This is a genomic window from Bacillus sp. JNUCC-21, from assembly GCF_041222765.1.
Taxonomy (GTDB): Bacteria; Bacillota; Bacilli; order Bacillales; family Bacillaceae; genus Bacillus; species Bacillus velezensis.
In genome coordinates this window covers 783,735-808,436 of record NZ_CP166019.1, presented here as the reverse complement: position 1 = coordinate 808,436, position 24,702 = coordinate 783,735, and the positions used below count along the sequence as shown (strand labels likewise).

Sequence of the window (24,702 nt, the reverse complement as noted above, 5' to 3'; positions counted from 1 at the left end):
CAGTATTTTAACCGTTCAATATTTTCTCGACACGCTCCCGCATTTGCGGAACGCCTAATCCGACAATGACCTGAAGCGCCCTGCCTTTTCTGACGACGCCGTGGGCTCCCAGCTCTCTGAAATCGGCGTCACTTTTGACCTTTGATTCATCAGCGACAGTGACGCGGAGACGGGTGGCGCAGTTGGTGACCTCCGTAATATTGTCCTTTCCGCCCAGCGCTTCAATATACAAAGCGGCTGTATCCCGCTGTGTTTCGTCTGCCGCCGCTGTTTCTTTTGAAGCCTGCTTCCGTTCTCTGTACTCCTTTTTCGAATAGAGCTTTGTTTCCTGCCCTTCCTCTTTTTCTCTGCCCGGTGTGGCGATGTTGAATTTGAGAATGAGGAAACGGAAGACGAAAAAGTAAACAGCGGTAAAACACAACCCGATAATGATCTGGTATACATACGTCAAGCCGTGGCTTGACGCCAGCGGGATCCAGTTCAAGGTCGCAGCTTCGATCAAACCGCCTCCCATATTTCCGACGACGCCGGCCATATACATGACGGTTGCCATGGAAGCGGCAAGCAAAGCATGAACCGCAAATAAAAACGGCGAGATAAAAAGGAATGTAAATTCAATCGGCTCTGTAATTCCCGCTACAATGGACGTCAAGGTGACCGGGATCAAAAGGCCGGCGACGATTTTTTTCTTTTCCTTTGAAGCCGTGGCGTAAAAAGCGAGCGCGATTCCCGGAATGCCGAAGATTTTCGAGTTGCCGTGAAGCGCGAAGCCCCCCTGCGGGAACAATTCTTTCAGCGGTTTGACGCTTTGAGAGTATTCCCCGAGATGCTGGGCCCAATAGGTGACGATACCGCCTTCAGCCACAGCCGGACCGTAAACAAACGGCGAGTAAATAAAATGATGCAGGCCGGTCGGAATTAAAATCCGCTCCAAGAATGTGTAAATCCACACGCCGATCGCCCCGGAAGAAACGAGAAAACTTTGCAGCGAGCCGATTCCGGACTGAACCATCGGCCATACGTATGCCACCGCAAGTGAAATCGGTATCATAATGAAGAAAGAAATGATAACGATGTAGGAAGATCCTTGAAAAATCCCCAGAAAATCCGGCAGTTTTTTATCAAAATAACGATTGTGCAAATACACGACAATAGATGAAATAAAGATGGCGCCGATAATATTCGTATCAAGCGTTTTGATGCCGGCGATCATCGTCAGCCCGCTCGCTCCGCCGGCTTCCTGAGTCATATCGACGTGAAAAGCCCCGCCCCAAACCGTTAGAATCGCATTGATAAAGTAATTGAATGTCAGATAAACTGTAAGCGCTTCCAAACAAGCCCGCGCCTGCGCTTTTTTCGCTAAGGCGACAGGGATGCCGATCGCAAACAGGAGCGGCATTTGATTAAAGACGGTCCAGCCGCCTTGTTCAATGACATACCAGCATTGATACCAAAGCCCGTCAGGATCAGCCAGCGGCCCCATCAGCGTTTTATTTTTAAACAGCGTACTCAGACCGACAATAATACCGGAAAATGCAAATAACAAAACAGGCACAAACATCGCGCTGCCGAAGCGCTGGACTTTTTGCATCATTTCACGTGACCTCCCGCTATTTATCAAAATTTTCAAGCTCTTTATAATCAACATATGCACGGAATAACGATTCGCCCACCAGAAAAAACGGGGCAAATGCGACAATTTCCGTTTTATCGCTTAACGTCACCGGCTTGCTGGTCGCATAAAGATTATACGGCGTCGTTTGCGCCAGTACGTTGTTTTTCAGATTGGTGATTGAAATAAACGGAACTCCCTTTGCGGACAGGGTCCTTACCTGCGGAATTAATTCGGGTGTTTCGCCTGATAAAGAAATAATGATGAATACGTCATCAACCTTAAAATCATCACACATGATATCAAACTCTGTGATGTCCTGAATTAAAATCAGATACTTCCGCCGGGATACAAACATCCGCTGCAGCTCACGGGCGCACACCCTCTGAGCCGTGCCCGATCCGTAAACGAAAATCCGTTTTGCTTCATCTATCAGCCGGCACATCTCCGTCATATCTTTTGACTTCACGTATTTTACATTGGCTTCAATATCATCCAGCAGCTTTTCAAACGTCATATTCTCGCCCTCTTCAGGCTGATCCTCCCATTTCAGAAAAACCCGGAATTCACTATAGCCGCTGAAGCCCAGTTTTTGGGCAAGCCGCAGGATGGAAGACCGAGAGACATTGCAGGCTTTCGCCATGTCATTGATACCGAGATGATAGCACGTATGCTTATGATTCAATATATATTTTAAAATATAAAAATCGTTGTCATTTAATTTCGCGTAATGCTGATTAACCAGTTCTTCAAGACTCATCCCAAAAATCCCCCCGTTTTCTTTCTATTATATAGAATAACAGATAAAGAAAAGGGGGAAGATTGTCATCAGGAAATAGGAGACGGACTTACATCAAGCTCAGGCCAGTAGTCCTTGTTAGCCTCCATCAGATCTTCAAGAATCAGTCTTGCCACACGGGCGTTCGGCACTGTTTTTGACAGGATCAACGCCTGCCACAGCTTTTGAAATGACCGCTCTTCCCACGCTTCAGCCGTCAGTTTTTCGACAGACACCTGCTGTTCCATCAGGCCTTTTTGAAATTGCGGTATGTTCCCGACTGAGAGCGGTTCCGGTCCGTTTGAGCCTACGAGACAAGGAATCTCAACCATGGCTGACGGATCAAAGTTTGCGATCGCGCCGTTATTTTCAACGATTAACAGCATCCTCTCCCCTGTGTTGTAAGCGATGGCCCGGGCAAGGTCGACGATATAGGAAGCATGATCATCAATTTTAATTTCACTGTTCTCCGACGATTGTTCGCGCGTAATCATATCGCATTGGCTGAAAATGAAAGCTTCCCGCCCTTCCATGACTTCGTTGGCTCTCGTATGGTTCGGGTTTGATTTTTTCACCATATCATCCGGGAATAAGTAATATTGCAGATATGTGTTCGGAAGCGTATCCGGATCAGCCGCCTGTACGTCGCGCGCTTTTTTGAATGTGTCATTCCAGCTTGCTTCAGTCTGTTCGGCCTCCGTCTTCGGAACGTAGCCATATTCACGGACATGCTCTTTCAGCTTCGGCATTAAATCATTGCCATGCCGGTCTGTGATGGACGTCCACCAGCCAAAGTGGTTCAAGCCGTAGTAACGGACGTTCATTTCTTTCCGTGAAGATAATCCGAGGATGTTCGCCATGCGATCCTCAATTCCGACCGGCATGTCGCAGATGTTCAATATTTTTGAATTCGGTCTGAGGCGCCGTGTAGCTTCGGCCACAATCGCCGCCGGATTGGAGTAATTCAGCATCCATGCGTCGGGCGAGTACGTTTCCATATAATCAAGAATCTCCAGAACACCGCCGATAGAGCGCATGCCGTATGCAATTCCGCCCGGCCCGCATGTTTCCTGGCCGACCACGCCGTACTTCAGCGGGATTTGTTCATCGAGCGCGCGCATCGCATATTTTCCGACGCGGATATGCGCCATGACGAAGTCAACATCCGTAAAAGCCGTCTCTGGGTCATCAGTCGCCAGAAATTCAATGTCCGGCGCTTTTTCTTTTATAAATACCTCACACGCACCCGCAATCCGCTCCTGCCTTTCTTTATCATTGTCATAAAGTTTCAGCTTTCTGATCGGAAACTCTTCCAGGTGATTCAAAAGCATTAATACAATTCCGGGGGTAAATGTGCTGCCGCCGCCTGCAATAACGATTGAGAATGATTTGTCTGTCATGTGAAGCCCTCCTCTGATAACGTTTACATTTTATTTATATCATGAGAAGGTCCGATCTGTACCGGGTTTGGAGGAGTTAGATCATTTAATCATTTTTAGTTATTTTTCTCAAAAAGCGGGAAAGTTCCCACAGGTACGAAAAAGGCCTGCTGTCATCAGCAGACCCATTCTCAAAAATGCTCTTGTAAATCAGAAAGCAGCACTTCCTGCTCAAATTGCGGATTTCCGATCGGAAAAATTCTGGCTGTTTCCTTGTCTTCGTTGACATGCTGAATATAAATCGGGACTCCTTCGTACGTCACATACGCCATGGCGGCGGATTCTGAAATGTCTTTCGCACGCTGTGTATTCACGTCTCAAACCTCCTTTAGGCCTCACACATAACGTGTCCGGCAGCCAAGAGAAGTATGCTTGTTTCTTACAATTGTCCGGTGGTGAGTTTGAATTTTTTGAGGCGTTTGTAAAACGTGCTCCGCGGGATTCCGGCCATTTTGGCGGCCAGCGTGACATTCCCCTTCGCTGATTCAAGCGCGTTTACGATGATGTTTTTCTGAATGTGCTCCCGGATGGAGACAGGGGACGCTTCGTCCTGTTCATAAGACTCGGCCGCCTCTTTAAGACCTGACGCTTCAAGCAGGGCTGCGATGGGGCGTTCTGACAGCCGTCCGTCCGGGAACATGACGGAAAGACGTTCAAATACATTAAACAATTCCCTGATATTTCCCGGCCATTTCCGGCTCTTTAATAGGTCTAAAAAGTCATCAGGAAGCTCCCCCCGCCAGCCGCGATTTCGCTGAAATTCAAGGAAGAGGCCGGGAATGTCTTCGGTGCGTTCTCTTAATGGAGGGAGGTGGATCGGACAGACGTGAAGCCGGTAAAATAAATCTTCTCTCAGCTTTTTGCATTCGACAAGCTGTCTCAGATCAGTGTGGGTGGCAGTGATGATTCTGATGTCAACGGGAATCTCTTTTGTCCCGCCGACCGGGGTGACTTTCCGTTCCTGCAGCACCCGTAACAGAGCGACCTGCATGGAGTGTGATATTTCTCCGATTTCATCGAGGAAAAGCGTGCCTTTATCGGCTTTTTGCAAAGCGCCGTTATGTCCTTTCCGTTTGGCCCCGGTGAAGGCGCCTTCCGAGTAGCCGAACAGTTCGCTTTCAATCAGCTTTTCGGGGACCGCTCCGCAATTGACGGCGATAAACGGGCCGTTTTTCCTGGAGCTGTTGTTATGAATCGCCCGGGCGGCAACCTCCTTTCCCGTCCCGGTTTCTCCCGTAAGACAAACGGTTGCGTCCGTTCGGGCGACAAGCTCCAGCTGCTGAAGCATATGTCGGGATGACGGGCTTTTGCCTGCCGCACCATGGAATATAAAAGACGGCTTTTCTTCTCGTTTGGATAAATAAACGCATGTGTAGCCGTTCTCCTCCCGCTTCGCCTGCTTGATGTGATAGCCATGTTCCTCAAGCTCGCGCAGCATATGTCCGGTAAAATGCTGAACGGGACGGCTTGCGGCGATAACCCGGCTCATGTCATTGCAAAGCACGATCGGATCGTGAGACCGGGTAAGCCCGGCGAACTTGCTGATCATGTCAAGTTCTGTCATTTTGATCTTTAGGGCAAGCTCCCGTTCCGCCGTATAAGCGATGGAGGAGGCAATTCCGAGCATAAACGGCTGAGCGCGGGCGGCGGGGCAAGAAATATCAATGACACCCGCCAGCCGCCCGTCTTCATAACGGATCGGCGCGGCGGAACAGCTCCATTGATGAGAAGCGAGCGAATAATGTTCAGAACCGTGTATCATGACCGGCTCATTTGTATAAAGAGCCGTCCCGATCGCATTCGTGCCGACGGCTGTTTCCGTCCAGCGGGCGCCTTTTAAGAAATTGATGCGGTTCGCTTCATGAATGGTGCGCGGGTGGCCGTCAACTGAATGGACAACGCCGTCTGAATCAATCAGGAGAACCATCATTTCCATTTCCCGCATCGCCGTTTTCATTCTTTCTGCATACGGCGTTGAGGCCGCTAAAAATAACGCATGCTTTTCGGCCTGTCTTTCTAAATGATCTGCCGGCATTACATTCGGCCCCTTTTCGAGATAAGGGTTAACGTCGGCTTTTTTGCAGCGGTGCCATGAGGCGGCCACCCGCTTCTGAATACGGGATTCATCAAGCACGCCTTCTTTCACAAAGCGCTTCCAGGTTTTAAAATCATTCCGAATGACATTCATTGTATTCGCTCCCCCCTGTTCAGACCATCTTTTCATATATTGTAGGGGAAAAATAAAGCGCTTTCAACGAAAAATACCCCTTCTCATCTGAGAAAGGGTATTCCGGTTATACGGAATGCACCGCAAGTCCGGTGACATTCAGCAGGGCTTCCTGAAGCGTTTCTGACAGAGTCGGATGCGCCGCGATAAAGTGCTCCGACATATCAGCCGTCATTTCACCGTTCATCATCATGACCGCCTGACCGATCAATTCCGTCACGTCCGGCCCGATCATTGACACGCCGACGATTTCTCCGAATTCCGGTTCGGCAATGATTTTCATTTTGCCGCCATGCTGATGTTTAATTAACGCTTTTCCGTTAGCAGAAAATGAGCATTCTCCGATTTTCACATCTCCGTATGCCTCTCTCGCCTGTGTTTCCGTCAGCCCGACAGCGGCCATTTCCGGCGATGTATAAATACAGCGGGGCACCGCCCGCATATTGACTTTGCTGTCCTTTCCCGAGGCATGCGCGGCGGCTGTGATTCCTTCATGAATGGCGGCATGCGCGAGCTGCATTCCTCCGGCCGCATCGCCGCACGCATATATATGAGGCACATTGGTCTGCATATGGTCATTGACTTCAATGCCGCGCGGAGAATACCGGATGCCGGCCTGCTCCAGATTCAAGCCATGCAAACGCGGCTTTCTCCCAATTGCAACCAAAACGTGATCAGCCTGAGCCTCAATTTCTTTGCCGTCTTTTGTCCACACCGCGGTTTTCCTTTCTTTGTCAATCCGCTGAAGGGCGGCTTTCGTCTGAATATCAGCCCCGCTGTCTCTTAAAGAGTCTTCGAAAACGGCGGCGATTTCTCCGTCTTCTGCCGGGAGCAGCCGGTCAGCCGATTCAATCACCGTCACTTTCGTTTTAAACCGGCTGAATAAAGAGGCAAATTCACAGCCGATCACACCTCCCCCGACAATAAGCAGAGAAGAAGGGATTTTCTGTAAAGAAAGCGCGTCTTTGCTGTCGATCACCCAATCGCCGTCAAATGGGGCAAACGGCAGCTCCGCCGGTTCAGATCCGGATGCAATCAATATCCGATCCGCTTCCAGAATGTCTTTTGCGCCTCCTTCTCCTTCAACAAGCAATGTCTGCTCTGTGAGAAATGAAGCTGTCCCGCTGATGACTTTAATCTGATTTGCTTTCATTAAGTATTGAATTCCCTGCACGAGCTGGCTGACGATTTGCCGTTTGCGCCCCTGCATGCGGGCCCAATTGAGTGTAATGTTTTGCGGCAGTTCGATGCCGAATGTATCTGCGTGCCTGATTTTATCGAGCACATTCGCGCTTTCCAAAAGCGACTTTGTCGGGATGCACCCCTCATTGAGACAAGTGCCTCCGAGCGGCCCTTTGTCGATCAGAACGACTTCTTCTCCCCTCCGTGCGGCAGTCACGGCAGCTGCATATCCGGCAGGCCCGCCGCCGATAATGGCTAGTGTCAATCTCTTCACCCTCTCTATAAAATCAATCCGGCCGGCTCTTCAAGCAGCGCTTTGACCGTTTTCAGGAAGTCCGCAGCCGGTGCGCCGTCACATACTCTGTGATCAAAGGTAAGGCTCAGCGGCAGCATGATGCTTTTGACAAGCTCATCTCCTTTAAACGCAGGCGTTTCATAGCTTGCGCCCACTCCGAGAATACCGGCTTCAGGCGGATTAAGAATCGGGGTGAAATGCTCAATTCCGTAACCCCCGAGATTTGTAATAGAAAATGTCGATCCGTGCAGATCATCTCCGGAAGCATTGCCTTCCCGCGCCCGGCGTGCCGATGTGCTGATGTGATCCGCAAGCTCAAGGAATGAAAGCTTTTCCGCATCCCGAATCACCGGCACGACGAGACCGTTTTCAAGAGAAACCGCCATCCCGAGGTGGACATATGGATAGGTGATGATCCGCTCCTCTTGATAAGAGCTGTTCAGCTCAGGATGCTGTTTCAGCGCAAGCACTGCGGCCCGGGATACGAAATGTGTGACCGTCAGTTTAACACCGCTCCGCTTTTTCACGCTGTCGGCGAGCTGCTGCTGCCATTTTACAAGCTCCGTAATGTCCGCTTTCATCGTCAGCGTCAGTTGGGCGCTGTTTTGCAGGCTTTTGTGCATTCGGTCTGCAATTACTTTTCTCATCGCTGAAGCCGGTTTTTCCTCCGGCTGTGCCGTCTGAACCGAAGACTGCGGTTCAGATTCCGTCTTCATGGCCTTGATGACGTCAGCTTTTACGATTCTGCCTCCGGGCCCCGTCCCGTTCAGCGTATCAACTTTCAACCCGGCTTTCTCCGCCATTTTTCGGGCAACGGGAGATATTTTCACGCGGTGTTTACGCTTTTGCACGGCTTTGGGAGCGGGAATATGTTCAGGTTCAGATTGCGGTTTCCCTGCATTTTCAGGAGCCGGCGCCTCCTTCTCCCGCACTTCTTCGCCGTTTTCCCCGATATAACAGATGGGCGTTCCCGGCGGGACTCCTTCTCCCTCTTTGACTTTAATATGGAGAAGCGTGCCGCTTTCAGGCGCTTCTATTTCCATTTCTATTTTTTCCGAGTTGATGCTGGCGATGCTTTCTCCCTTTTCAACCGGGTCGCCGACTTTTTTATTCCAGACGGATACTTCACCTTTCTTCATCGCCATTCCCAGCTTCGGCATTACTACTTTTACAGCCATTCTATATCCCTCCTTTAATTCATTGCCGGCTCGCCAAGCAATTCAAGCGTGACGCTGACAATTTGGTCTGATGTCGGCAAATATTGATCTTCAAGCACCGGCGAAAACGGCACTGGTGTATGCGGCGCTGTAATCCGTTTAATCGGCGCATCAAGCAAATCAAAGCCCTTATCGGCGACAATCGCAGCAATATCCGTGGCGATGCTGCAGCGCGGATTGGCTTCGTCAATGATGATCAGCCGGTTTGTTTTTTCTAACGATGTGAAAATCGCTTCCTCATCTAAAGGAGACAGACTCCGGGGATCAAGCACCTCGGCGTCGATGCCTTTCTCAGAAAGCTGCGCAGCCGCTTCAAGCGCAGTATTGACCTGCTTGCCGACTGCAAAGAGCGTGACATCATTGCCTTCGCGTTTGATATCCGCCTTTCCGAGCGGAATTGTATAATAATCTTCCGGCACCTCGCCCTTCATGTTGTAGGACGTTTTGTCTTCAAAGAAGAACACCGGATCATTGTCTTCTATTGCTGCAAGCAGAAGACCTTTGGCATCATACGGATTGGATGGAACAACTGTCTTCAGTCCAGGGATGCTGGTGAACAGGCCATACAGCGCCTGCGAATGCTGAGCGGCTGCCCGGAACCCGGCTCCGTATGTGGTGCGGACGGTGATCGGCACTTGCGCTTTACCGCCGAACATATAGCGGAATTTCGCCCCTTGGTTGATCACTTGGTCAAAGCACGTTCCGATAAAATCGTTAAACATCAGTTCCGCAATCGGTCTCAGCCCCGTGGATGCCGCAGCCATGGCCGCACCCATGTAGCCCGCCTCAGAAATTGGTGTGTCCAGCACCCTGCTTCTGCCGAATTCCTGTACGAGCCCCTTTGTGACCCCCAATACACCGCCCCATGCTTCATCATCTTGCAAGTGATCGACCGCCGCTCCCCCGGCGACATCTTCACCGATCAAAAGCACATTTTCGTCTTTTCTCATCGCAAGCTTCATTGCTTCATTGAGCGCGTCCGACATGCTTATGACTCTCGCCATCTCACATTCCCCCTTTTTCATATGACACGTAGACGTCTGTCAACAGCTCTGACTCTTTCGGATATGGACTCTTTTCGCTGAACGAGACGGCTTTTTCAATCGATTCGCTGACACGCTGTTCGATGTCTGACAGTTTATTTGCATCTGTTTCTTTTAGAAGATAGTTTTTAAAGCCTTGGATGGCATCCTTTTCTTCAAGATGCTCAGTCTTTTCATCCTTTGTTTTATAAGTTTGGGCATCCCCTTCGAAATGTCCGTAGTTTCTGTAAGTCATACATTCAATCAAAGACGGGCCTCCGCCGTTTCTTGCTCTTTCTATCGCTTCCCCGGCTGCCTGATAAACTGCTAAAATATCTTTTCCGTCCACCGTGACCCCCGGCATGTTGTAGGCAGCCGCCCGATCGGCGATTGAATTACAGGCTGATGCGTACTCAAATGTCGTGGCTTCGCCGTAGCCGTTGTTTTCGGCGATGAACACGACAGGAAGATTCCATACTGCCGCTAAGTTCAGCCCTTCATGGAAGGTGCCTTGGTTATTGGCTCCGTCCCCAAAAAAGCAAACGCTTACATTTTTAGTTTGTTTATATTTAGCCGTGAGCGCTGATCCGCATGCGAGCGTGAATCCGCCCCCGACGATTCCATTTGCGCCTAACATGCCTTTATCAAGATCCGCAATGTGCATAGAACCGCCTTTGCCTTTACACAGTCCGGTCGCTTTTCCGAATATTTCCGCCATCATGCCGTCCAGATCACAGCCTTTGGCGATACAATGGCCATGTCCCCTGTGTGTGCTTGTAATGCTGTCGCCATCATCTAAATGAGCGCACACCCCCGCAGCTACCGCTTCTTCACCGGCATACAAATGGACGAATCCGGGAAGCACTCCTTGCGCGAACAGTTCATGCACTTTGTCTTCAAAGCCCCTGATTTCCAGCATCTTTTGGTACATCCACAGCGCTTTCTCCTCAGTTAATGACAAGCCTTCTCGTTTTAACAATTCCATTTTGTGCGCCTCCTTCTATTTAGGGTTCACACTTATAAATGCAAGAAGCATGCCAGCCTTTGAAGCCCGTAAAATGAATGTTTTTATTTTTACAATGGAGACAGTTTGAGACAGGTGTCTCATTTTGTCTCGATCTGTTCCCTTTGTCTCGTTTTATGGCATACAAAAAAGACCGGGCATCACCCTGTCTTTGACAATGATCGACGTATTTATTTCCTCGGAAATCTTTTAACTGCTTCATTCTTTTGCATACAGTCTATCGTGGCGTTTGAGTGGTTACACTCTTTTTTTCATATCCGCGTGCTGCAGTTCATGCTTTTCTTCAACAGCCCGATTCAGCGCTTGAAGCATGTAGCCAATGCCTTTATACGATGACAAAGGCCAGGTGATATGCTGATGCTCTCCGATGACGGCGTTTAGGACGCTTCGGTATTTTTTCCCGCCAAGCATGACAAGCTCTTCGATGTCGGAAAAGCCTTTTTCATGAAATTGACGGCGCAGCTCGTCCGCTGCCATGATCTCCGGATGACCGGTTCCAAAAGTGACATCGTAATTTCCGGGAACCATATCATCCGGACGAAGGAATCCGTGCTTTGCCGACAAAATTACCCACTCATCGAAAAATGCTTTCGCATATCGCTCGCACGCCTGATGAAACGGGCTGAGATAAGCGTCTTCCGCCCTTACCGGACCTGTATCTGAATGGACATCCCAAATTTTTTTCTTGCCGCAGGGGATGATGCACAGTCGTTTCATTTTTCTCTCCCCTTTATGATGTATGTCCTATCAATGTACCATGATTCGTTTATTTCTGCATGACGAAACTGGCCATGGGTCTGTCTGGGTAAAAACTGCACACAAAAAGACCCGGAATTCAAACCGAAATCCGGGCCGGATGAAGAGGTATTTATGTCACTCTTGCTCCATCCCATCAAGATACTTTCTCTCAAAGTCATCGAGCAATGCACGCACTTCATCTGTTGACTTTGTATTCATGCATTGATTTCTTAATTCACTTGCTCCACGGAATCCGCGGAGATATATCTTGAAAAAGCGAGGGAGCGGTTTATATGCTCGAGCTTCTGCTTTTGAATATTCATCATGAAGATCCAGGTGCAATCTCAAAAGATCAAGCAATTCCTTACTGCTATGCTCTCTCGGCTCCTTTTCAAAGGCGAATGGATTAGTAAAAATGCCTCGTCCAATCATAATCCCGTCAACACCGTATTGTTCAGCGAGTTTCAAGCCGGTTTCACGGTCAGGAATATCCCCATTGATCGTCAATAGGGTATCCGGCGCTATCTCATCACGAAGTTTCTTGATTTCCGGGATGAGCTCCCAATGCGCATCTACTTTACTCATTTCCGCTCTTGTACGCAGATGAATGGAAAGATTCGCAATGTCTTGTTTCAGTATGTGTGTCAGCCAGCCGCGCCATTCGTCTATATCCGTGTAGCCAAGTCTGGTCTTCACACTTACCGGCAGACCTCCTGCTTTCGCCGCCTGTATTAATTCGGCTGCAACTTCAGGACGGCAAATCAGGCCGCTTCCCTTTCCATTCCCCGCCACATTAGGTACAGGACAGCCCATATTGATATCCAGGCCCTTAAACCCTAATTCCGCCATCCCAATACTCATTTGGCGAAAGTTTTCAGGCTTATCTCCCCATATGTGGGCAACCATCGGCTGTTCATCCTCCGTGAAAGTCAAACGGCCGCGCACACTATCCTTCCCATCCGGGTGACAATAGCTTTCTGAGTTTGTAAACTCTGTGAAAAACACATCAGGTCTGCCGGCTTCACTCACAACATGGCGAAAAACGACATCCGTCACATCTTCCATTGGTGCCAGTACAAAAAATGGCCGTGGTAATTCACGCCAGAAATTATCTGTCATAACAAATCCAAATCCTTTCATGATGGGATACAGTCAAACCTTGATCCCAAAATTAAAAACTGACCATGCTTCTTTTACACTTATAGCATGTGTCAGCACTTCTTATCAAACGATAGTAAATTTTGAACATTTCACTTTTTACACGTGAAAAAGTGAAAAGCAAACTGAAGCAGAACACCTTAATTGAGTTAACGTAATAAACTATCGCTATAGTTAACCCCATATCGCTCATTTCTGATCAACTCAGCCAACTCCTTAACCTTTAAAAGGGTTTGAGAGAGAAAAAAGTGTGATGATTATCTACACCTATTTTTTATTTATATTGTGGTTTATTAATAGTAGCGCTGACCTTCATTTTTCTTAGCGGCCTTACTTTTGCTCTTTTGGACAAAAAGGATTCCAACCTAAATAGAATATCATATGAGTTCTCCCTATTACCAATGCAAAATAATTGGCCATATGTCAATATCTTTATAACGTTTTAGTTTTAAAGTTATTACTTATAAACAAAATATCTGCATAAAAAAATAAATAATTACATTTATAAGGTGCCACAGAAATCACCTATAAAAGTTTGGATAAGGTTACGATTCGGTAATCCTGATCCAAAACCAATAAAATAGACTGCTGACTAAGTGTCGCAGTCTCATTCATAAGATTAATAAGAAAGTGTTCATTTTCTTTCATCATTAAATAAGGCATCAGAAGTTATTGCTTTCATTTCGAATATCCTTTGTTATACCTATGATTATGTGTATAACAGTGAAAACCCCCAAGAAAACAGTGACAATATTAAACCATGGATTATCATAGAATGAAAGATATGTTTGAAAGAAATCCAGTTCAGCTATGTTTGCTGGGAATCCATTCATTTCTCTATAATTAGGACCCCATCCCGTTAATTCTGCAAAATTAAAATAAAGCTGTGAAACTAAAAATGCCAACAACGTTTGAAACCAACTTCTTTTAAATAACGGTCGTTTTTTGTTTACTTTATCCATTTCATTATCCGTTTCCTTTTCTGCAATACTTTTTAGCCAGGTGTCAATCTAACATCATTATATGATGAAGCATGATTGTCGCGATAATTACTTATTAAGGATATAACCATCGCAGGTATTACTGTAATAGTTGTTATCACTTGCGTTTCCGCCTCGGATTTATTTCTTTTTTGTAATAAGGAAAGTAATCGGGGGCCTTTTTTCCTATTTAAGCTTTCATATCATGTATAACAACGAAACATGCTTTTTTAGTGTGTTTGATCTTTTATTCACAGTTGTTGAGGTTCCAATATCTCTCATTCGGTTTCACCTCCTTTTTATCATTTATTACAACTATCGCCAATAGTAGATGTGCCGATGAGTGTCGGGGACTTTATTCTTTAAGAAAGAAGTTTACAAAATATTAACTGAAATTACAAGTATTCACGGAACTTGGACGACTTGTTATTGCTTCTGGTTCACAACAAGATCTTCATATTTTGTCTGTAATGCCGTTTCCAAACGAAAAAAAGAAAGTGTTAATAGAAAGCAGCCTACTTGGCTATTTTCCACTTGCTTTTCCATACGTTTTTTTCAACGCTTTTTATCAGTTAAATAAAGACAAAAGACAGATAGGACAAGGGCAAAACATGAAAAAACCCGGAAATCGGAATTGTTTAATTTACCGAAATCCAGGTCTGATTACAAATTGTTTATTTTAGTTAGACGATTTTAATACAAGCTTCGCCACGGCTTCCACATGAGCCGTCTGCGGAAACATATCAACAGGCTGAATATATTCGACACGATAGTCCTTCGACAGCGTCTGCAAGTCTTTCGCCAGTGTGGAAGGATTGCAGGATACGTAGACGAAGCGTTTCGGTTTTACTTTTTTGATGGTATCTAAAAATGTTCTGTCACAGCCGGTTCTCGGCGGGTCGACGATGACCACGTCAGGACGGAAGCCTTCTTTCGTCCATTTCGGGAGCCAGTGTTCGGCTGTTCCTGTGACATATGCCGCGTTTTTGATGCCGTGTTTTTTGGCGTTTTTCTTCGCATCGTCAATTGATTCTTTAATGACGTCCATGCCGCGGATCTCTTTTGCGCCGCTTGAGACCCACATGCCGATCGTACCGACGCCGCAATACGCGTCTACGACTTTTTCTTTTCCTGTCAGCTGAGCCGCTTGTTTCACTTCGTCATACAGCTTGACCGTCTGCTCAGGGTTGAGCTGGAAGAAGGCGCGGGCGCTCAGTTCAAATGACACGTCGCCGAGCACTTCTTGAATGGCATGGCTTCCGGCCAGCGCTTTTGTTTTGTCACCGAAAATGACGGATGTGCGCGCGCCGTTGACGTTTTGAATAATCGATTTCACTTCCGGCAGACGGTTCTGAATGGCTTTGACGATCTCGTCTTTATTCGGCAGTGTCTCTTTCGCGGTGACAAGCACGACCTGCACTTCGCCTGTTTCAAAACCGACTCTCGTCACGATGGTGCGGACATCGCCTTTTTTGGTCCGTTCGTTATAAACGGATACGTTGTGTTTTTCCAAAATACGGCGGACGATACCCGTTGTTTTGTTTGTCGCCGGATGCTGGACAATGCATTCCTTAATCGGAACGATTTTATGGGAATCAAGTCCGTATAAGCCGGCAATGATGCTGCCGCTTTGCGAGCGTCCGACTTGAAACTGGCTTTTGTTCCGGTAATTCCAAGGGTTGTCCATTCCGATCGTATCTTTAATGTTCATTTCTTCGACATTGAATCTCGTATGACGTTCCAGAGACTGAATGACGATGTCGCGTTTTTCGCGAAGCTGCTGGGTGTATGCCAGATGCTGAAGCTGACAGCCGCCGCACTGGTCGTAGACCGGGCATGGCGGCGTGACGCGGTGTTCAGACGGCTTGCGGATTTTTTTGACGCGTGCTTCTGAAAATTTCGGCTGCACATTTGTCGCTTCGGCAACGACTTCTTCACCGGGCAGAGCGCCGGGAACGAAGACAACTTTTTTCTTAAAATAGCCGACGCCCTCTCCGTTAATGCCGAGACGTTTGATGGTCAGCGGAAATGTCTGTCCGATTTTCAATTCGGCAGGCGCCTTTTTTTGATGTTGATTCACGTTTTTTTCTCTCCGTTTCTATATAAAGCCTTTCTCCTGGGAAAACGGCTGCTTTGAAATATCACATCTTTTCAGTATAACATGCAGCCGGCGGTTCCTTCATGTTTTTCACTGGAAGTTTCCAAAAATCCTCATCATTCAATACTTCTCCACAAGTACAAGGACGCATAGCTTAAATACGGCGCCCATTCGCTGCTTACCTGGAGCATCACGTCTTTTGACGGTTTATCCTCTAGGGCGAAGCGGCGTTTGACGGCGTTTTGCAGGCCGATATCCGCCAAAGGAAACAGATTCGGGCGGCCGAGGCCGAACATGAGGACGTTTTGGACGGTCCACGGGCCGATGCCTCTGATGGTGATCAGCTTTTTCATAATGTCTTCATCCGACAAATGGTTAAGTTCCGCCAGATTGAGCGCTCCTTCTGCAATCATCCGTGAAATGTCAATCGCATATTCCGCTTTTCTCATGCTGAACTGGAGCTCCCGCAAGTCCTGATACTCAAGCCCCGCGATCGTTTTCGGCTCGGGATAGCACCAGACGCCGTCTTTTTGTTCACCGAAGGCATGGACGAACCGTTCCGTTAAAGTAAAAGCGAAGGACAGGTTGAGCTGCTGGTGGATGATGCATTTCATGAGACAGTTGTAGACGTCATATTCCAAGACGAGCGGGGTTCCCGCATGCTCCTCAAAAAGCGCCGACAGATTTGTTTTTGAGAAATGATCAAGCACAGGCTGAAGCGGCTGCTCCCACTGAAAAATGTGTTTGATCCGTTCAATCATCTCCTCGCGGTCCGTTTCTCCGCTGACGAGGAAGACCGGGTCTGCGGCGGTGCCTTCCGCTTGAACCGTGATGACGGACAGTTTGCCGTCCCGTGTTCTGAGCGGCACTTTGATTGATCTTGCATGAAGATCGACCGCATTCAGCGGATCGAGCGACAGCCTTTCAAGGACTTTATCAAAATGATACGGCGGTGTGACCGAAACCGTTTCCTTCCACATATGCTCCACCCCTTTTTGTCCAAGTATATCATGAAGCGGCCGGGCGGCAATTCGTATACTTTTCTTCATAACGCCGCATGATATAATGGCAGGCGGAGGGTTGTTTATGATACATATAACCGCAATCACAACACATAATGAGATATTAGATAATATCCCCCTATCACGTACAGAACAACCGGACATCGCATGGTACTGGATTGATTTTTTCGGCGCTGAGATGCATGAAACCGAGCTGCTGCGTGATTATTTTCACTTTCATCCGCTTGCGATCGAGGATTGCTTTCAGCATATGCAGCGGCCGAAAATCGACCATTATGACGGCTACCGTTTTTATGTGCTCCACGCTCTGAACCCGGACACACTGGAAATGGAAGAGGTGGACATTTTTCAGTCCGACCGTTTCATCGTCAGCTTCCATTTGCACGAATCGCCCGGCGTCTCAAAGGTGAGAGAACGGTTTTTCGCTTCTCCGGGATTAGCCAAAAAAGGGCCCGGGCACATCACTTATATGATTATGGATCAGCTTGTCGATGAATATTTCCCCGTGCTGTACAAAATTGAAGACCGGCTGAATGAAATTGAAGACAGCAGAACACATAAATCTTACGGCACTTTAATGAATGAAGTGTTTGAATTGCGGACTGATCTTTTGAACCTGAGGCGGACGATCATTCCGATGCGCGATTTAATGTACCGGATTTTGAGCCTTGACCATGTAAAAGAAAGCCGTGAAACGAAAGCGTATTTCAGCGATATTTATGACCACCTGTTAAAACTGGCTGAGCTGATCGAGTCAAACCGTGATATGACGTCAGATTTGCGGGACAGCTATGTGACGCTGAATTCAAACCGGATGAACGCCATTATGATGACATTAACCATCGTCTCGACCATTTTTATCCCGCTGACGTTCATCGCAGGGGTTTACGGCATGAATTTCGATAACATGCCTGAGCTTCATTGGAAATACGGGTATTTTATCGTTTTGGGCGTAATGGCCGTTCTTGTGGCCGCCATGCTGTTTTGGTTCGCCCGCAAAGGCTGGTTTAATATTTTCAAGTAAGAACGGCTGCCGGCTGTTCTTTTTTTTGAGAAAACATGATAGTCTGGAAAAAAACGTAAAGAGGTGTGCGCCGTTACCATCCTTTCTCACAAAATCATTTCTTCTGTCCTCCTGGCTTTCAGTGTCATGTCCATTGCCCCGCTGTATAACGGCCGTACGGTGTCTGATTACATCTTTGAGTTACTCGGCTTTTCCTCTTGGCCGGAAGATGGAGCCCATATCTCCGTCATTCCCGGGGTCGTGCTTTACTTTGCGGCGTTAATCTGGTGTGCCGCCGCGTTCAGGCGGACGCTTCCCGCGGCGGGGCTGTTTCTGATCTTTCTCAGTATGGGGGCCGCTTCCGGTATCAGTCCTGCCACCGAATATGCCGTTTTTTCCTTAAAACAGTTCGCGCCCGAAAAAGAGGCTGTCGAGTATTTGAAGCACCGCAGCGAATGCAGTCATCTGGTTGAGCGAAAAAGAGCGGGCATGAGCTGCACGCTTTATATCAATCATTACGGAAAAGGGGAACAAACCATTTCTGTCACCCCGGATTTATCAGAAAACATAAAGGACGTCACATTCAAATCAAAAACGTTCACTGTAAAACCCCGTTCAAAAACAATCATCAAAACCCGATTTACCGGATTTTATAAGGGGAAAGCCGCCTCAGACTCCGGATGGTCTTCAGAACCTGAACTGAAAGTGGCAATCCTGTACACAGCAGATTAACCATTTTGCATGTATAATGGTGGAAAACTTTTCATTGGAGGGACTGTGAAATGAAGATCGCCATCGTCGGACTCGGCAATATGGGCCGCCCCATCGCCGAAAATATCATGAAAGCCGGATACAGTCTGACTGTATATAACCGGACGAAAGAAAAAGCGGCTGACCTGCTGGATAAAGGGGCAGAATATGCCGAAACGCCCCGACAGGCAGCTGAACATGCCGACATCGTGCTGTCCATGCTGTCAGACGATGACGCCGTAACAGACGTGACTTTCGGAGCTTGCGGCATTATTGCCGGGTTATCTGAAAACGGCATTCATATTTCAATGAGCACGATCAGTACGGCGCTGTCAGAACAGCTTTCCGCCGCACATTCGGGCAGAGGGCAGTCCTTTATTGCCGCTCCCGTCCTCGGCCGCCCCGATGCCGCCGAGAAGGCCGAGCTTCGCATCATCACAGCCGGACCGGCGGAAGCGAAGAAAAAGGCCGAACCGCTGCTTAACATCCTGAGTCAGCAAGTATTTGACACTGGTGAAGAAACAAAAACGGCCAATGCCGCGAAAATCAGCGTCAATTTCTTGCTGGTGTCCATGCTTGAGGCGTTATCTGAATCGTTCTTAATGATGGAGAAGTACGGGTTAGAACAAAAACAATTTTTAGAAATCGCCGGCGCGCTCTTTGGCTCTCCCGTCTATCAAAATTACGGCACGATCATGGCTGAGGAGAAATTTGAGCCGGCCGGTTTCAAAATGTCTTTAGGGCTGAAGGATACCAATCTGGCGCTCGCCGCCGCAGAACAGGTTTCCGCAAAACTCCCTCTTGCCGAACTGGCCAAGAGCCATTTTGAAAGCGGGATCGCACAAGGCTTCGGGGATCTGGATTGGGCCGCTTTGATTAAATGCCTGAAATAACAAAACACCTCTCCATTACCAGGAGAGGTGTTTTCTACAGGCGCGGCAGCTTCATTTCTTTCTCAAACATCAGGTCATCAATGCTTTTAAACGTGTAGCCTTCTTTTTTCAAATCGGTAATGGCATCGTCCAGAGCTTCTGAATTGTCCTTTGAAACGGTGTGAAGAAGGTAGATCGCGCCGGGATGCGCCTGCTTTATCATGTGATCATAGGCGTATTGTTTCCCTTTTTGCTCGTTAACCTTCCAGTCGACAAATGCGACGGACCAGAAAACGGTTTGGTAGCCGAGGCGCTTCGTCTCTTTCAGGACATATTCGCTGAATACGCCGCGCGGCGGACGGAGATACAGGTTGTCTCGCTTTCCGGTAATGTTGTACACGGCTTCCGTGACTGAATCGAGTTCGTCTTGAATCTGATCGCCCGTTTTTGTCGTCAGATCAGGATGATGAAAAGAATGATTGCCGATGATATGGCCTTCCTTTGACATCCGTTTAATCAAATCAGGCTGCTCTTTCACAAAATGACCTGTGACAAAAAAAGTGCCCGTGACGTGATGTTTTTTTAACACATCAAGCACTTTCGGGGTGTACCCATTTTCATATCCGTTATCAAATGTTAAATAGATGGTCTTTTCTTTCGTATTGCCCAAATAAAAGGCATCATATTTTTTAACCAGATTGTCCAGCTGTCTGCCGGCATCCGGCGGCTGATGATTGACGCTGCGTTTAAATCCCCAGTTTATCCGTTCATTCGGCACGGCTTCTGCACTGTTGATGCCTCCCGCAAGTAAAACGGCCATGCAGCAAATTGAACAAAACCATTTCATGACCAGCACTCCTTCTGCATTTTTCCTTATTTTGCAGTAGGCTCTGCTCTTTTATACAGCCGCATTATGGAAAAAGAAAAACCCCGGCATCCGCCGGGGTTTATTCCCAATCCTTTTTAAAGCGTTCGTATTTTGCTTCCAGATCATCAAGCATGCCGATGAGCCGGTCTATATCTTCAACATCCGTTGATTCAGGGTCTAAGGAATCAATGACATTCATAAACATATCGAGTCTGTTCTTCAGGTAATCGAGCTGCTGATCTTTGCTGTTTACTGCATTCCCCATACTTCCACTCCATTCATTTTTTATAATGGTAGCGTATTTTTTGCCGTTTTTCAATGGTTCCGCTACTTGCGATCTTGGCAGATCAGGTCTAAAATTAACAGTTGGCAGACGTTAGTATGCCCCATTTATAAAGGAGTTAGATAGTCATGACACAAAACACAACACTGCGTCCGATCACACCGGAGTACGATCCTTGGGAAGCGTACATGGATGTCGACCAGTATGGAGATATGAAACTGACGAACGTTGAATTCACAACGACGACTTTGTGCAATATGAGATGCGAGCACTGCGCCGTCGGGTACACGCTCCAGCCGAAAGACCCGAATGCGCTGCCGATCGACCTTTTATTAAAGCGGCTTGATGAAATTCCTCTGTTACGCTCTATCAGCATTACGGGCGGCGAACCGATGCTTTCGCTGAAATCGGTAAAGGAATACGTCGTCCCGCTTTTGAAATATGCCCATGAACGCGGCGTGCGCACACAGATCAATTCAAACCTGACGCTTGATATCGGGCGCTACGAACGGATTATTCCTTATTTGGACGTCCTTCACATTTCTCACAACTGGGGAACGGTCGAGGACTTTGCCGACATCGGATTTGCGATGATGGAGAAGAAACCGACATTTGAACAGCGGGCGCGCTATTTTGACAAAATGATTGAAAACAGCCGCACGCTGGTCGAAGCAGGCGTAATGGTTTCAGCGGAAACGATGCTGAACAAACGGACGCTGCCGCATATTGAACATATTCATCGGCAAATTACCGAAGAAATGAAATGCCAGCGGCACGAAGTCCATCCGATGTATCCGAGTGATTTCGCCAGCGCGCTTGAATCACTCAGTCTGAAGGACATGAGACAGGCCATTCATCATCTGCTCGACATTCGCGATGAAGAGACATGGATGCTGTTCGGTACGCTCCCGTTTTACGCATGCAGCCCTGATGAAGAAGACCAGAAGCTCCTCCGCCGCCTGCGGGAAGCGAAAAACGTTACGGTGCGAAACGACCCTGACGGCCGCTCCCGCCTGAATGTCAACATTTTTGACGGAAATATCATTGTCACGGATTTCGGCGATACACCGCCGCTCGGCAATATTAAAACAGACAGCCTTCCCGAAGCATATGACAAGTGGAGACAGACGAAGCTGAGCAAAGAGCTGAACTGCCGCTGCACAAACGTCCGGTGCCTCGGCCCGAACGTCCTTGTCAAAAACAGTTATTATCAGGACACAGATTTTTCATTACGAAAAGCCAGAGGTTAACAAAAGATGGAAACGACAATTACGGACATTTTGAAAAGCAAAGTGGTTGAGATCATCATCGTCGCTCTCGTGCTTTACGCCGGTGTTTTTCTGATCAACCGCTTTGTCCAGGTGTTATTTAAACGCACGGATTTCTTGGAGGAACGGAAAGGGAAAACGATTGAAAGCCTCGTCCGATCCATCACCCAGTATACGGCGACGATCGGTTTTATCTTTTACGTCATTTCTTTATTCGTTCATGATTTCGGCCGAATTTTAGCCGGGGCGGGTGTTGCCGGTATCGTCATCGGTTTCGGCGCCCAGTCGTTAATCAAGGACATATTGGCCGGTGTCTTTTTAATATACGAACGCCAGCTTCATAAAGGTGATTACGTGACGATTAACAATCTGTTCAACGGCACAGTCGAAGAAATCGGACTCCGTTCCCTCCAGATCCGTGAGTGGACCGGCAAGCTGCTTACCATATCTAACGGTGAGGTCAGACAGCTTCAAAACTATAACATTGATTTTATGCGGATTACCGAGTCCGTCGTGATCAGTTACAAGGAAGATCCCGAGCGGGTATATGCCGTGTTAGAAAAAGCCTGCGACATGCTCAATGATGAGCTTCGCGATTCACTGAAGCGGGATGAATTTCTCAATGCGACGGAGCCGTTTCAAGTGCATGGAATTATGAGTCTGAACAAATTAACCAGAGGCATTGAATTTACAGTAAAAGGCATGGTTCAAGACACAGAATACTTCTCGGCGAGCCTTGCGGTGAGACGCGTTCTTGCCCGGGAGCTGTACAACAACAATGTGCAATTGCTCGAGGAAATGTATCACACACAAAAAAGCTGATTCCCGAACCGGAATCAGCTTTTTTTATTTATCTCGGCTGCGCTGTCATTTGAAAACCGAATGTGACGTGATCCTGCACCGGAATCCAAGCCCCGATTCCTTGCGAAGTCACATTTTTGACGACAAGTTTCCGCTTGCTGCCTTTCAGCACCAAATACACTTCACCGTATGTTACTTTTCCTTTTTCATTAACGGCCGGAGCGTAGGCATGCAGGTAGCCGAGCCGCTGCGGAGAAATTTTGTAGGTTTGATCGCGTTTTGTGCCTGCGCCGATAACCGTTTCAAACGCGAGCGGCAGTTTTGTTTTCTTCATCGCTTTTTGCATCATCATGCTTTTTACGTCTTCTGCGTTCGGCACCTTCGCTGTGAGCCCGCCTTTGATTTTGTATTGCTGTTCTTGGGCGTATGAGATAACCGCGGTTTGCTGTCCGCCCCGGTTATCCGCTCTGTTTGTGTTGATTTTTTTATATTCCCAGTTGGCGACCGTTTCGTTCGACTGATAGCCGAGCGCCCATTTCCCGAGAAATATTGTCGCCCGGTATCCGATGGCAAGCGGGGAACCGGAAACCGAGGATTCATTCAGCATCTTTATCAGATGCGGATTTTCGATGTTGATCTCTGATGTATCTAACAATTCCTTCGCCAGTTTGCTCGGCTGAAGCATCGGCTGGTCCTGAGAAGCATTCGGATACGTATTTTCCTTTGAAATGCTTACGACAGAGTTGGGAACTTTAAACGGTTTTTTTGCACCGGCAGACGGCGTTGCGAAAAAACTAAAGGATAACAGCAGAATCAGTGTGGCATGAAACAGCTTTCTCATCATATCACTCTTTCTATAGCATTTTCCTTTAGTCTTTTCCTCCGCAATCGTTGTTATCCGCATTTTTTACAGGTTAAAGCAGGAAAAAACCGATCGCCATAATGACATAAGCGGCAAGGAGCGTAGCCCCTTCAAACCAGTTCGAATCACCGTCATTTGAAATCATCGTCATCAAAAGGACGGATGAGATCATCGCGACAAGCTCGGGCAATGTGAATACAAGCGGCATATTGACCGGAAAAAAGATGGAACAGATCACAAGAACCGGAGCCACAAACATGGCGATCTGCAAAGTCGAGCCTACCGCGATTTCAACGGCGACATCCATCTTGTCTTTGTACGCCATAATAATCGCCGACGCATGCTCTGCGGCATTTCCGACGATTGCGACGATAATCACTCCGATAAACAGCTCGCTCCAGCCGAACTGTTCAGCCACCGCATGAAACGTATGGACAAGGTTTTCAGATATGTAGGCGACGATAATGGTTGAAATAAATAAGACGGCTGTCGCTCTTTTCCCCGACCACTCAGGCTGCTCCTCTTCTTCCTTTGCCTCCGGCTGATTCGGCTGATAAACACCGCGGTGGGTGACGAGCTTGAAATAAAGAGCTGCCACGTACAAAAGGATCATGATGATGCTGATGCCGACACTCAAATCAAGCTTGTTTTTTTCCCCCATATCCATGGAAAACACTTCGGGAATGACAAAAGCAACGATAATGGCAAAAATCAGCAGGCCAGAATTATGCCGTGCATCATGAATATTGAATTCCTGCCGCTTGTATTTCAAACCGCCGATAAAAAACGACAGTCCCGCGACGAGCAGAAGATTGCCGAGCACCGAACCGGTCAGTGAAGCAAGAACGATGCCCGTCAGCCCTTCTTTTAAGGCGAAAAGCGATATAATCAGCTCTACCGCATTGCCGAACGTGGCATTCAGCAGACCGCCGATCCGCGGTCCCGCGATAATGGCAAGAGATTCAGTCGCTCTCCCCATATAACTTGCAAGCGCAATAATCGTCAAGCAATAAATAATAAACAAAACCGCTGACGGCCAGTGCATCAGGCCGCCGATGACTGAAAGCGGCACTCCCGCCGCAGCCGTAAAGAAAAAAATCCGATTCATATCTGCCTGGCTCCTTTTTTCGAATGAGTCTTCTTATATCCTTCTCAAAAACTCCCTCAATTACACTTCCGCGGCAGCCCGAATTGGCATTTTCA

The 24,702-nt window shown here is 47.8% G+C and carries 23 protein-coding genes; 5 read left to right on the top strand and 18 right to left on the bottom strand.

The features are described from left to right. Positions 1 to 7 precede the first annotated feature (7 nt). From JNUCC21_RS04140 to JNUCC21_RS04075, 14 genes are all read right to left on the bottom strand, one after another. Positions 8 to 1,594: an alpha-glucoside-specific PTS transporter subunit IIBC gene (locus JNUCC21_RS04140; protein WP_015239411.1), complete on the bottom strand. Its 1,587-nt coding sequence runs from the start codon at positions 1,592 to 1,594 to the stop codon at positions 8 to 10. 16 nt (positions 1,595 to 1,610) lie between these two features. Next, positions 1,611 to 2,372 carry a MurR/RpiR family transcriptional regulator gene (locus tag JNUCC21_RS04135; RefSeq protein WP_015239410.1) on the bottom strand — a complete coding sequence of 254 codons (762 nt, stop codon included), beginning with the start codon at positions 2,370 to 2,372 and terminating at the stop codon, positions 1,611 to 1,613. 68 nt (positions 2,373 to 2,440) lie between these two features. Next, positions 2,441 to 3,790 carry a maltose-6'-phosphate glucosidase gene (gene glvA / locus JNUCC21_RS04130; RefSeq protein WP_007610111.1) on the bottom strand — a complete coding sequence of 450 codons (1,350 nt, stop codon included), beginning with the start codon at positions 3,788 to 3,790 and terminating at the stop codon, positions 2,441 to 2,443. A gap of 170 nt (positions 3,791 to 3,960) precedes the next feature. Beyond that, positions 3,961 to 4,143: an H-type small acid-soluble spore protein gene (locus JNUCC21_RS04125; RefSeq protein ID WP_003155535.1), complete on the bottom strand. Its 183-nt coding sequence runs from the start codon at positions 4,141 to 4,143 to the stop codon at positions 3,961 to 3,963. Positions 4,144 to 4,208: 65 nt separating this feature from the next. Next, a complete protein-coding gene (locus JNUCC21_RS04120) occupies positions 4,209 to 6,017 on the bottom strand; it encodes a sigma-54-dependent Fis family transcriptional regulator (RefSeq protein ID WP_369878581.1) in 1,809 nt (602 codons plus the stop codon). A 106-nt stretch (positions 6,018 to 6,123) separates the two neighbouring features. Then, a complete protein-coding gene (gene lpdA / locus JNUCC21_RS04115; RefSeq protein ID WP_094031593.1) occupies positions 6,124 to 7,503 on the bottom strand; it encodes a dihydrolipoyl dehydrogenase in 1,380 nt (459 codons plus the stop codon). 14 nt (positions 7,504 to 7,517) lie between these two features. Then, the gene (locus tag JNUCC21_RS04110) at positions 7,518 to 8,711 is read right to left on the bottom strand and encodes a dihydrolipoamide acetyltransferase family protein (protein ID WP_025284431.1); all 1,194 of its coding nucleotides are present in this window, start codon (positions 8,709 to 8,711) and stop codon (positions 7,518 to 7,520) included. 14 nt (positions 8,712 to 8,725) lie between these two features. Next, positions 8,726 to 9,754 (bottom strand): acetoin:2,6-dichlorophenolindophenol oxidoreductase subunit beta, encoded by a 1,029-nt coding sequence (gene acoB, locus JNUCC21_RS04105; protein WP_369878580.1) that lies wholly within the window; start codon positions 9,752 to 9,754, stop codon positions 8,726 to 8,728. A 1-nt stretch (position 9,755) separates the two neighbouring features. Beyond that, the gene (gene acoA, locus JNUCC21_RS04100) at positions 9,756 to 10,757 is read right to left on the bottom strand and encodes an acetoin:2,6-dichlorophenolindophenol oxidoreductase subunit alpha (RefSeq protein ID WP_007408524.1); all 1,002 of its coding nucleotides are present in this window, start codon (positions 10,755 to 10,757) and stop codon (positions 9,756 to 9,758) included. 276 nt (positions 10,758 to 11,033) lie between these two features. Further along, entirely contained in the window at positions 11,034 to 11,513 is a 480-nt protein-coding gene (locus JNUCC21_RS04095; RefSeq protein WP_053573594.1) for a DUF6884 domain-containing protein, read from the bottom strand. Positions 11,514 to 11,669: 156 nt separating this feature from the next. Next, positions 11,670 to 12,653 (bottom strand): tRNA-dihydrouridine synthase, encoded by a 984-nt coding sequence (locus JNUCC21_RS04090; RefSeq protein WP_007408522.1) that lies wholly within the window; start codon positions 12,651 to 12,653, stop codon positions 11,670 to 11,672. Between the two features lie 701 nt (positions 12,654 to 13,354). After that, on the bottom strand, positions 13,355 to 13,654 hold the full coding sequence (locus JNUCC21_RS04085; RefSeq protein WP_150941075.1) for a YfzA family protein: 300 nt from the start codon (positions 13,652 to 13,654) through the stop codon (positions 13,355 to 13,357). A 697-nt stretch (positions 13,655 to 14,351) separates the two neighbouring features. Next, a complete protein-coding gene (rlmD, locus tag JNUCC21_RS04080) occupies positions 14,352 to 15,752 on the bottom strand; it encodes a 23S rRNA (uracil(1939)-C(5))-methyltransferase RlmD (RefSeq protein ID WP_007408520.1) in 1,401 nt (466 codons plus the stop codon). Positions 15,753 to 15,886: 134 nt separating this feature from the next. Further along, positions 15,887 to 16,750 (bottom strand): DNA-3-methyladenine glycosylase, encoded by an 864-nt coding sequence (locus JNUCC21_RS04075; protein WP_369878579.1) that lies wholly within the window; start codon positions 16,748 to 16,750, stop codon positions 15,887 to 15,889. A 106-nt stretch (positions 16,751 to 16,856) separates the two neighbouring features. On the opposite strand from JNUCC21_RS04075, the gene corA reads away from it, so the two are divergent. From corA to JNUCC21_RS04060, 3 genes are all read left to right on the top strand, one after another. After that, on the top strand, positions 16,857 to 17,816 hold the full coding sequence (gene corA, locus JNUCC21_RS04070; protein ID WP_007408518.1) for a magnesium/cobalt transporter CorA: 960 nt from the start codon (positions 16,857 to 16,859) through the stop codon (positions 17,814 to 17,816). 63 nt (positions 17,817 to 17,879) lie between these two features. Next, positions 17,880 to 18,527, top strand: coding sequence for a hypothetical protein (locus tag JNUCC21_RS04065; protein ID WP_015239402.1), 648 nt, complete (start codon positions 17,880 to 17,882; stop codon positions 18,525 to 18,527). Positions 18,528 to 18,577: 50 nt separating this feature from the next. Continuing rightward, positions 18,578 to 19,438 (top strand): NAD(P)-dependent oxidoreductase, encoded by an 861-nt coding sequence (locus JNUCC21_RS04060; RefSeq protein ID WP_015417037.1) that lies wholly within the window; start codon positions 18,578 to 18,580, stop codon positions 19,436 to 19,438. Between the two features lie 34 nt (positions 19,439 to 19,472). On the opposite strand, the gene pdaA is transcribed toward JNUCC21_RS04060, so the two are convergent. Both pdaA and JNUCC21_RS04050 read right to left on the bottom strand, forming a co-directional pair. Beyond that, on the bottom strand, positions 19,473 to 20,264 hold the full coding sequence (gene pdaA / locus JNUCC21_RS04055) for a delta-lactam-biosynthetic de-N-acetylase (protein WP_003155556.1): 792 nt from the start codon (positions 20,262 to 20,264) through the stop codon (positions 19,473 to 19,475). 100 nt (positions 20,265 to 20,364) lie between these two features. Beyond that, positions 20,365 to 20,550: an SE1561 family protein gene (locus JNUCC21_RS04050; RefSeq protein ID WP_003155558.1), complete on the bottom strand. Its 186-nt coding sequence runs from the start codon at positions 20,548 to 20,550 to the stop codon at positions 20,365 to 20,367. Between the two features lie 146 nt (positions 20,551 to 20,696). On the opposite strand from JNUCC21_RS04050, the gene yfkAB reads away from it, so the two are divergent. Together yfkAB and JNUCC21_RS04040 are read left to right on the top strand one after the other, a co-directional pair. Continuing rightward, entirely contained in the window at positions 20,697 to 21,818 is a 1,122-nt protein-coding gene (gene yfkAB, locus JNUCC21_RS04045) for a radical SAM/CxCxxxxC motif protein YfkAB (RefSeq protein ID WP_014417201.1), read from the top strand. Positions 21,819 to 21,824: 6 nt separating this feature from the next. Then, entirely contained in the window at positions 21,825 to 22,658 is an 834-nt protein-coding gene (locus tag JNUCC21_RS04040; RefSeq protein ID WP_007408513.1) for a mechanosensitive ion channel family protein, read from the top strand. A gap of 28 nt (positions 22,659 to 22,686) precedes the next feature. Here JNUCC21_RS04040 and JNUCC21_RS04035 read toward each other — a convergent pair whose 3' ends face one another. Beyond that, a complete protein-coding gene (locus JNUCC21_RS04035; RefSeq protein ID WP_094031586.1) occupies positions 22,687 to 23,481 on the bottom strand; it encodes a YfkD famly protein in 795 nt (264 codons plus the stop codon). Between the two features lie 70 nt (positions 23,482 to 23,551). Next, complete coding sequence (cax, locus tag JNUCC21_RS04030) at positions 23,552 to 24,607, bottom strand: calcium/proton exchanger (RefSeq protein ID WP_007408511.1); 1,056 nt, start codon at positions 24,605 to 24,607, stop codon at positions 23,552 to 23,554. Positions 24,608 to 24,702: the final 95 nt, after the last annotated feature.

What these genes read in the sequence shown, in the direction of transcription:
- JNUCC21_RS04060 (WP_015417037.1), top strand. Translation starts at nt 18,578, where the DNA reads ATGAAGATCGCCATCGTCGGACTCGGCAATATGGGCCGCCCCATCGCC.
- corA (WP_007408518.1), top strand. Translation starts at nt 16,857, where the DNA reads ATGATACATATAACCGCAATCACAACACATAATGAGATATTAGATAAT.
- glvA (WP_007610111.1), bottom strand. Translation starts at nt 3,790, where the DNA reads ATGACAGACAAATCATTCTCAATCGTTATTGCAGGCGGCGGCAGCACA.
- JNUCC21_RS04035 (WP_094031586.1), bottom strand. Translation starts at nt 23,481, where the DNA reads ATGATGAGAAAGCTGTTTCATGCCACACTGATTCTGCTGTTATCCTTT.
- pdaA (WP_003155556.1), bottom strand. Translation starts at nt 20,264, where the DNA reads ATGAAATGGTTTTGTTCAATTTGCTGCATGGCCGTTTTACTTGCGGGA.
- acoA (WP_007408524.1), bottom strand. Translation starts at nt 10,757, where the DNA reads ATGGAATTGTTAAAACGAGAAGGCTTGTCATTAACTGAGGAGAAAGCG.
- JNUCC21_RS04090 (WP_007408522.1), bottom strand. Translation starts at nt 12,653, where the DNA reads ATGACAGATAATTTCTGGCGTGAATTACCACGGCCATTTTTTGTACTG.
- JNUCC21_RS04085 (WP_150941075.1), bottom strand. Translation starts at nt 13,654, where the DNA reads ATGGATAAAGTAAACAAAAAACGACCGTTATTTAAAAGAAGTTGGTTT.
- JNUCC21_RS04050 (WP_003155558.1), bottom strand. Translation starts at nt 20,550, where the DNA reads ATGGGGAATGCAGTAAACAGCAAAGATCAGCAGCTCGATTACCTGAAG.
- JNUCC21_RS04075 (WP_369878579.1), bottom strand. Translation starts at nt 16,750, where the DNA reads ATGTGGAAGGAAACGGTTTCGGTCACACCGCCGTATCATTTTGATAAA.
- cax (WP_007408511.1), bottom strand. Translation starts at nt 24,607, where the DNA reads ATGAATCGGATTTTTTTCTTTACGGCTGCGGCGGGAGTGCCGCTTTCA.
- acoB (WP_369878580.1), bottom strand. Translation starts at nt 9,754, where the DNA reads ATGGCGAGAGTCATAAGCATGTCGGACGCGCTCAATGAAGCAATGAAG.
- JNUCC21_RS04040 (WP_007408513.1), top strand. Translation starts at nt 21,825, where the DNA reads ATGGAAACGACAATTACGGACATTTTGAAAAGCAAAGTGGTTGAGATC.
- JNUCC21_RS04120 (WP_369878581.1), bottom strand. Translation starts at nt 6,017, where the DNA reads ATGAATGTCATTCGGAATGATTTTAAAACCTGGAAGCGCTTTGTGAAA.
- JNUCC21_RS04110 (WP_025284431.1), bottom strand. Translation starts at nt 8,711, where the DNA reads ATGGCTGTAAAAGTAGTAATGCCGAAGCTGGGAATGGCGATGAAGAAA.
- JNUCC21_RS04140 (WP_015239411.1), bottom strand. Translation starts at nt 1,594, where the DNA reads ATGATGCAAAAAGTCCAGCGCTTCGGCAGCGCGATGTTTGTGCCTGTT.
- JNUCC21_RS04135 (WP_015239410.1), bottom strand. Translation starts at nt 2,372, where the DNA reads ATGAGTCTTGAAGAACTGGTTAATCAGCATTACGCGAAATTAAATGAC.
- yfkAB (WP_014417201.1), top strand. Translation starts at nt 20,697, where the DNA reads ATGACACAAAACACAACACTGCGTCCGATCACACCGGAGTACGATCCT.
- JNUCC21_RS04095 (WP_053573594.1), bottom strand. Translation starts at nt 11,513, where the DNA reads ATGAAACGACTGTGCATCATCCCCTGCGGCAAGAAAAAAATTTGGGAT.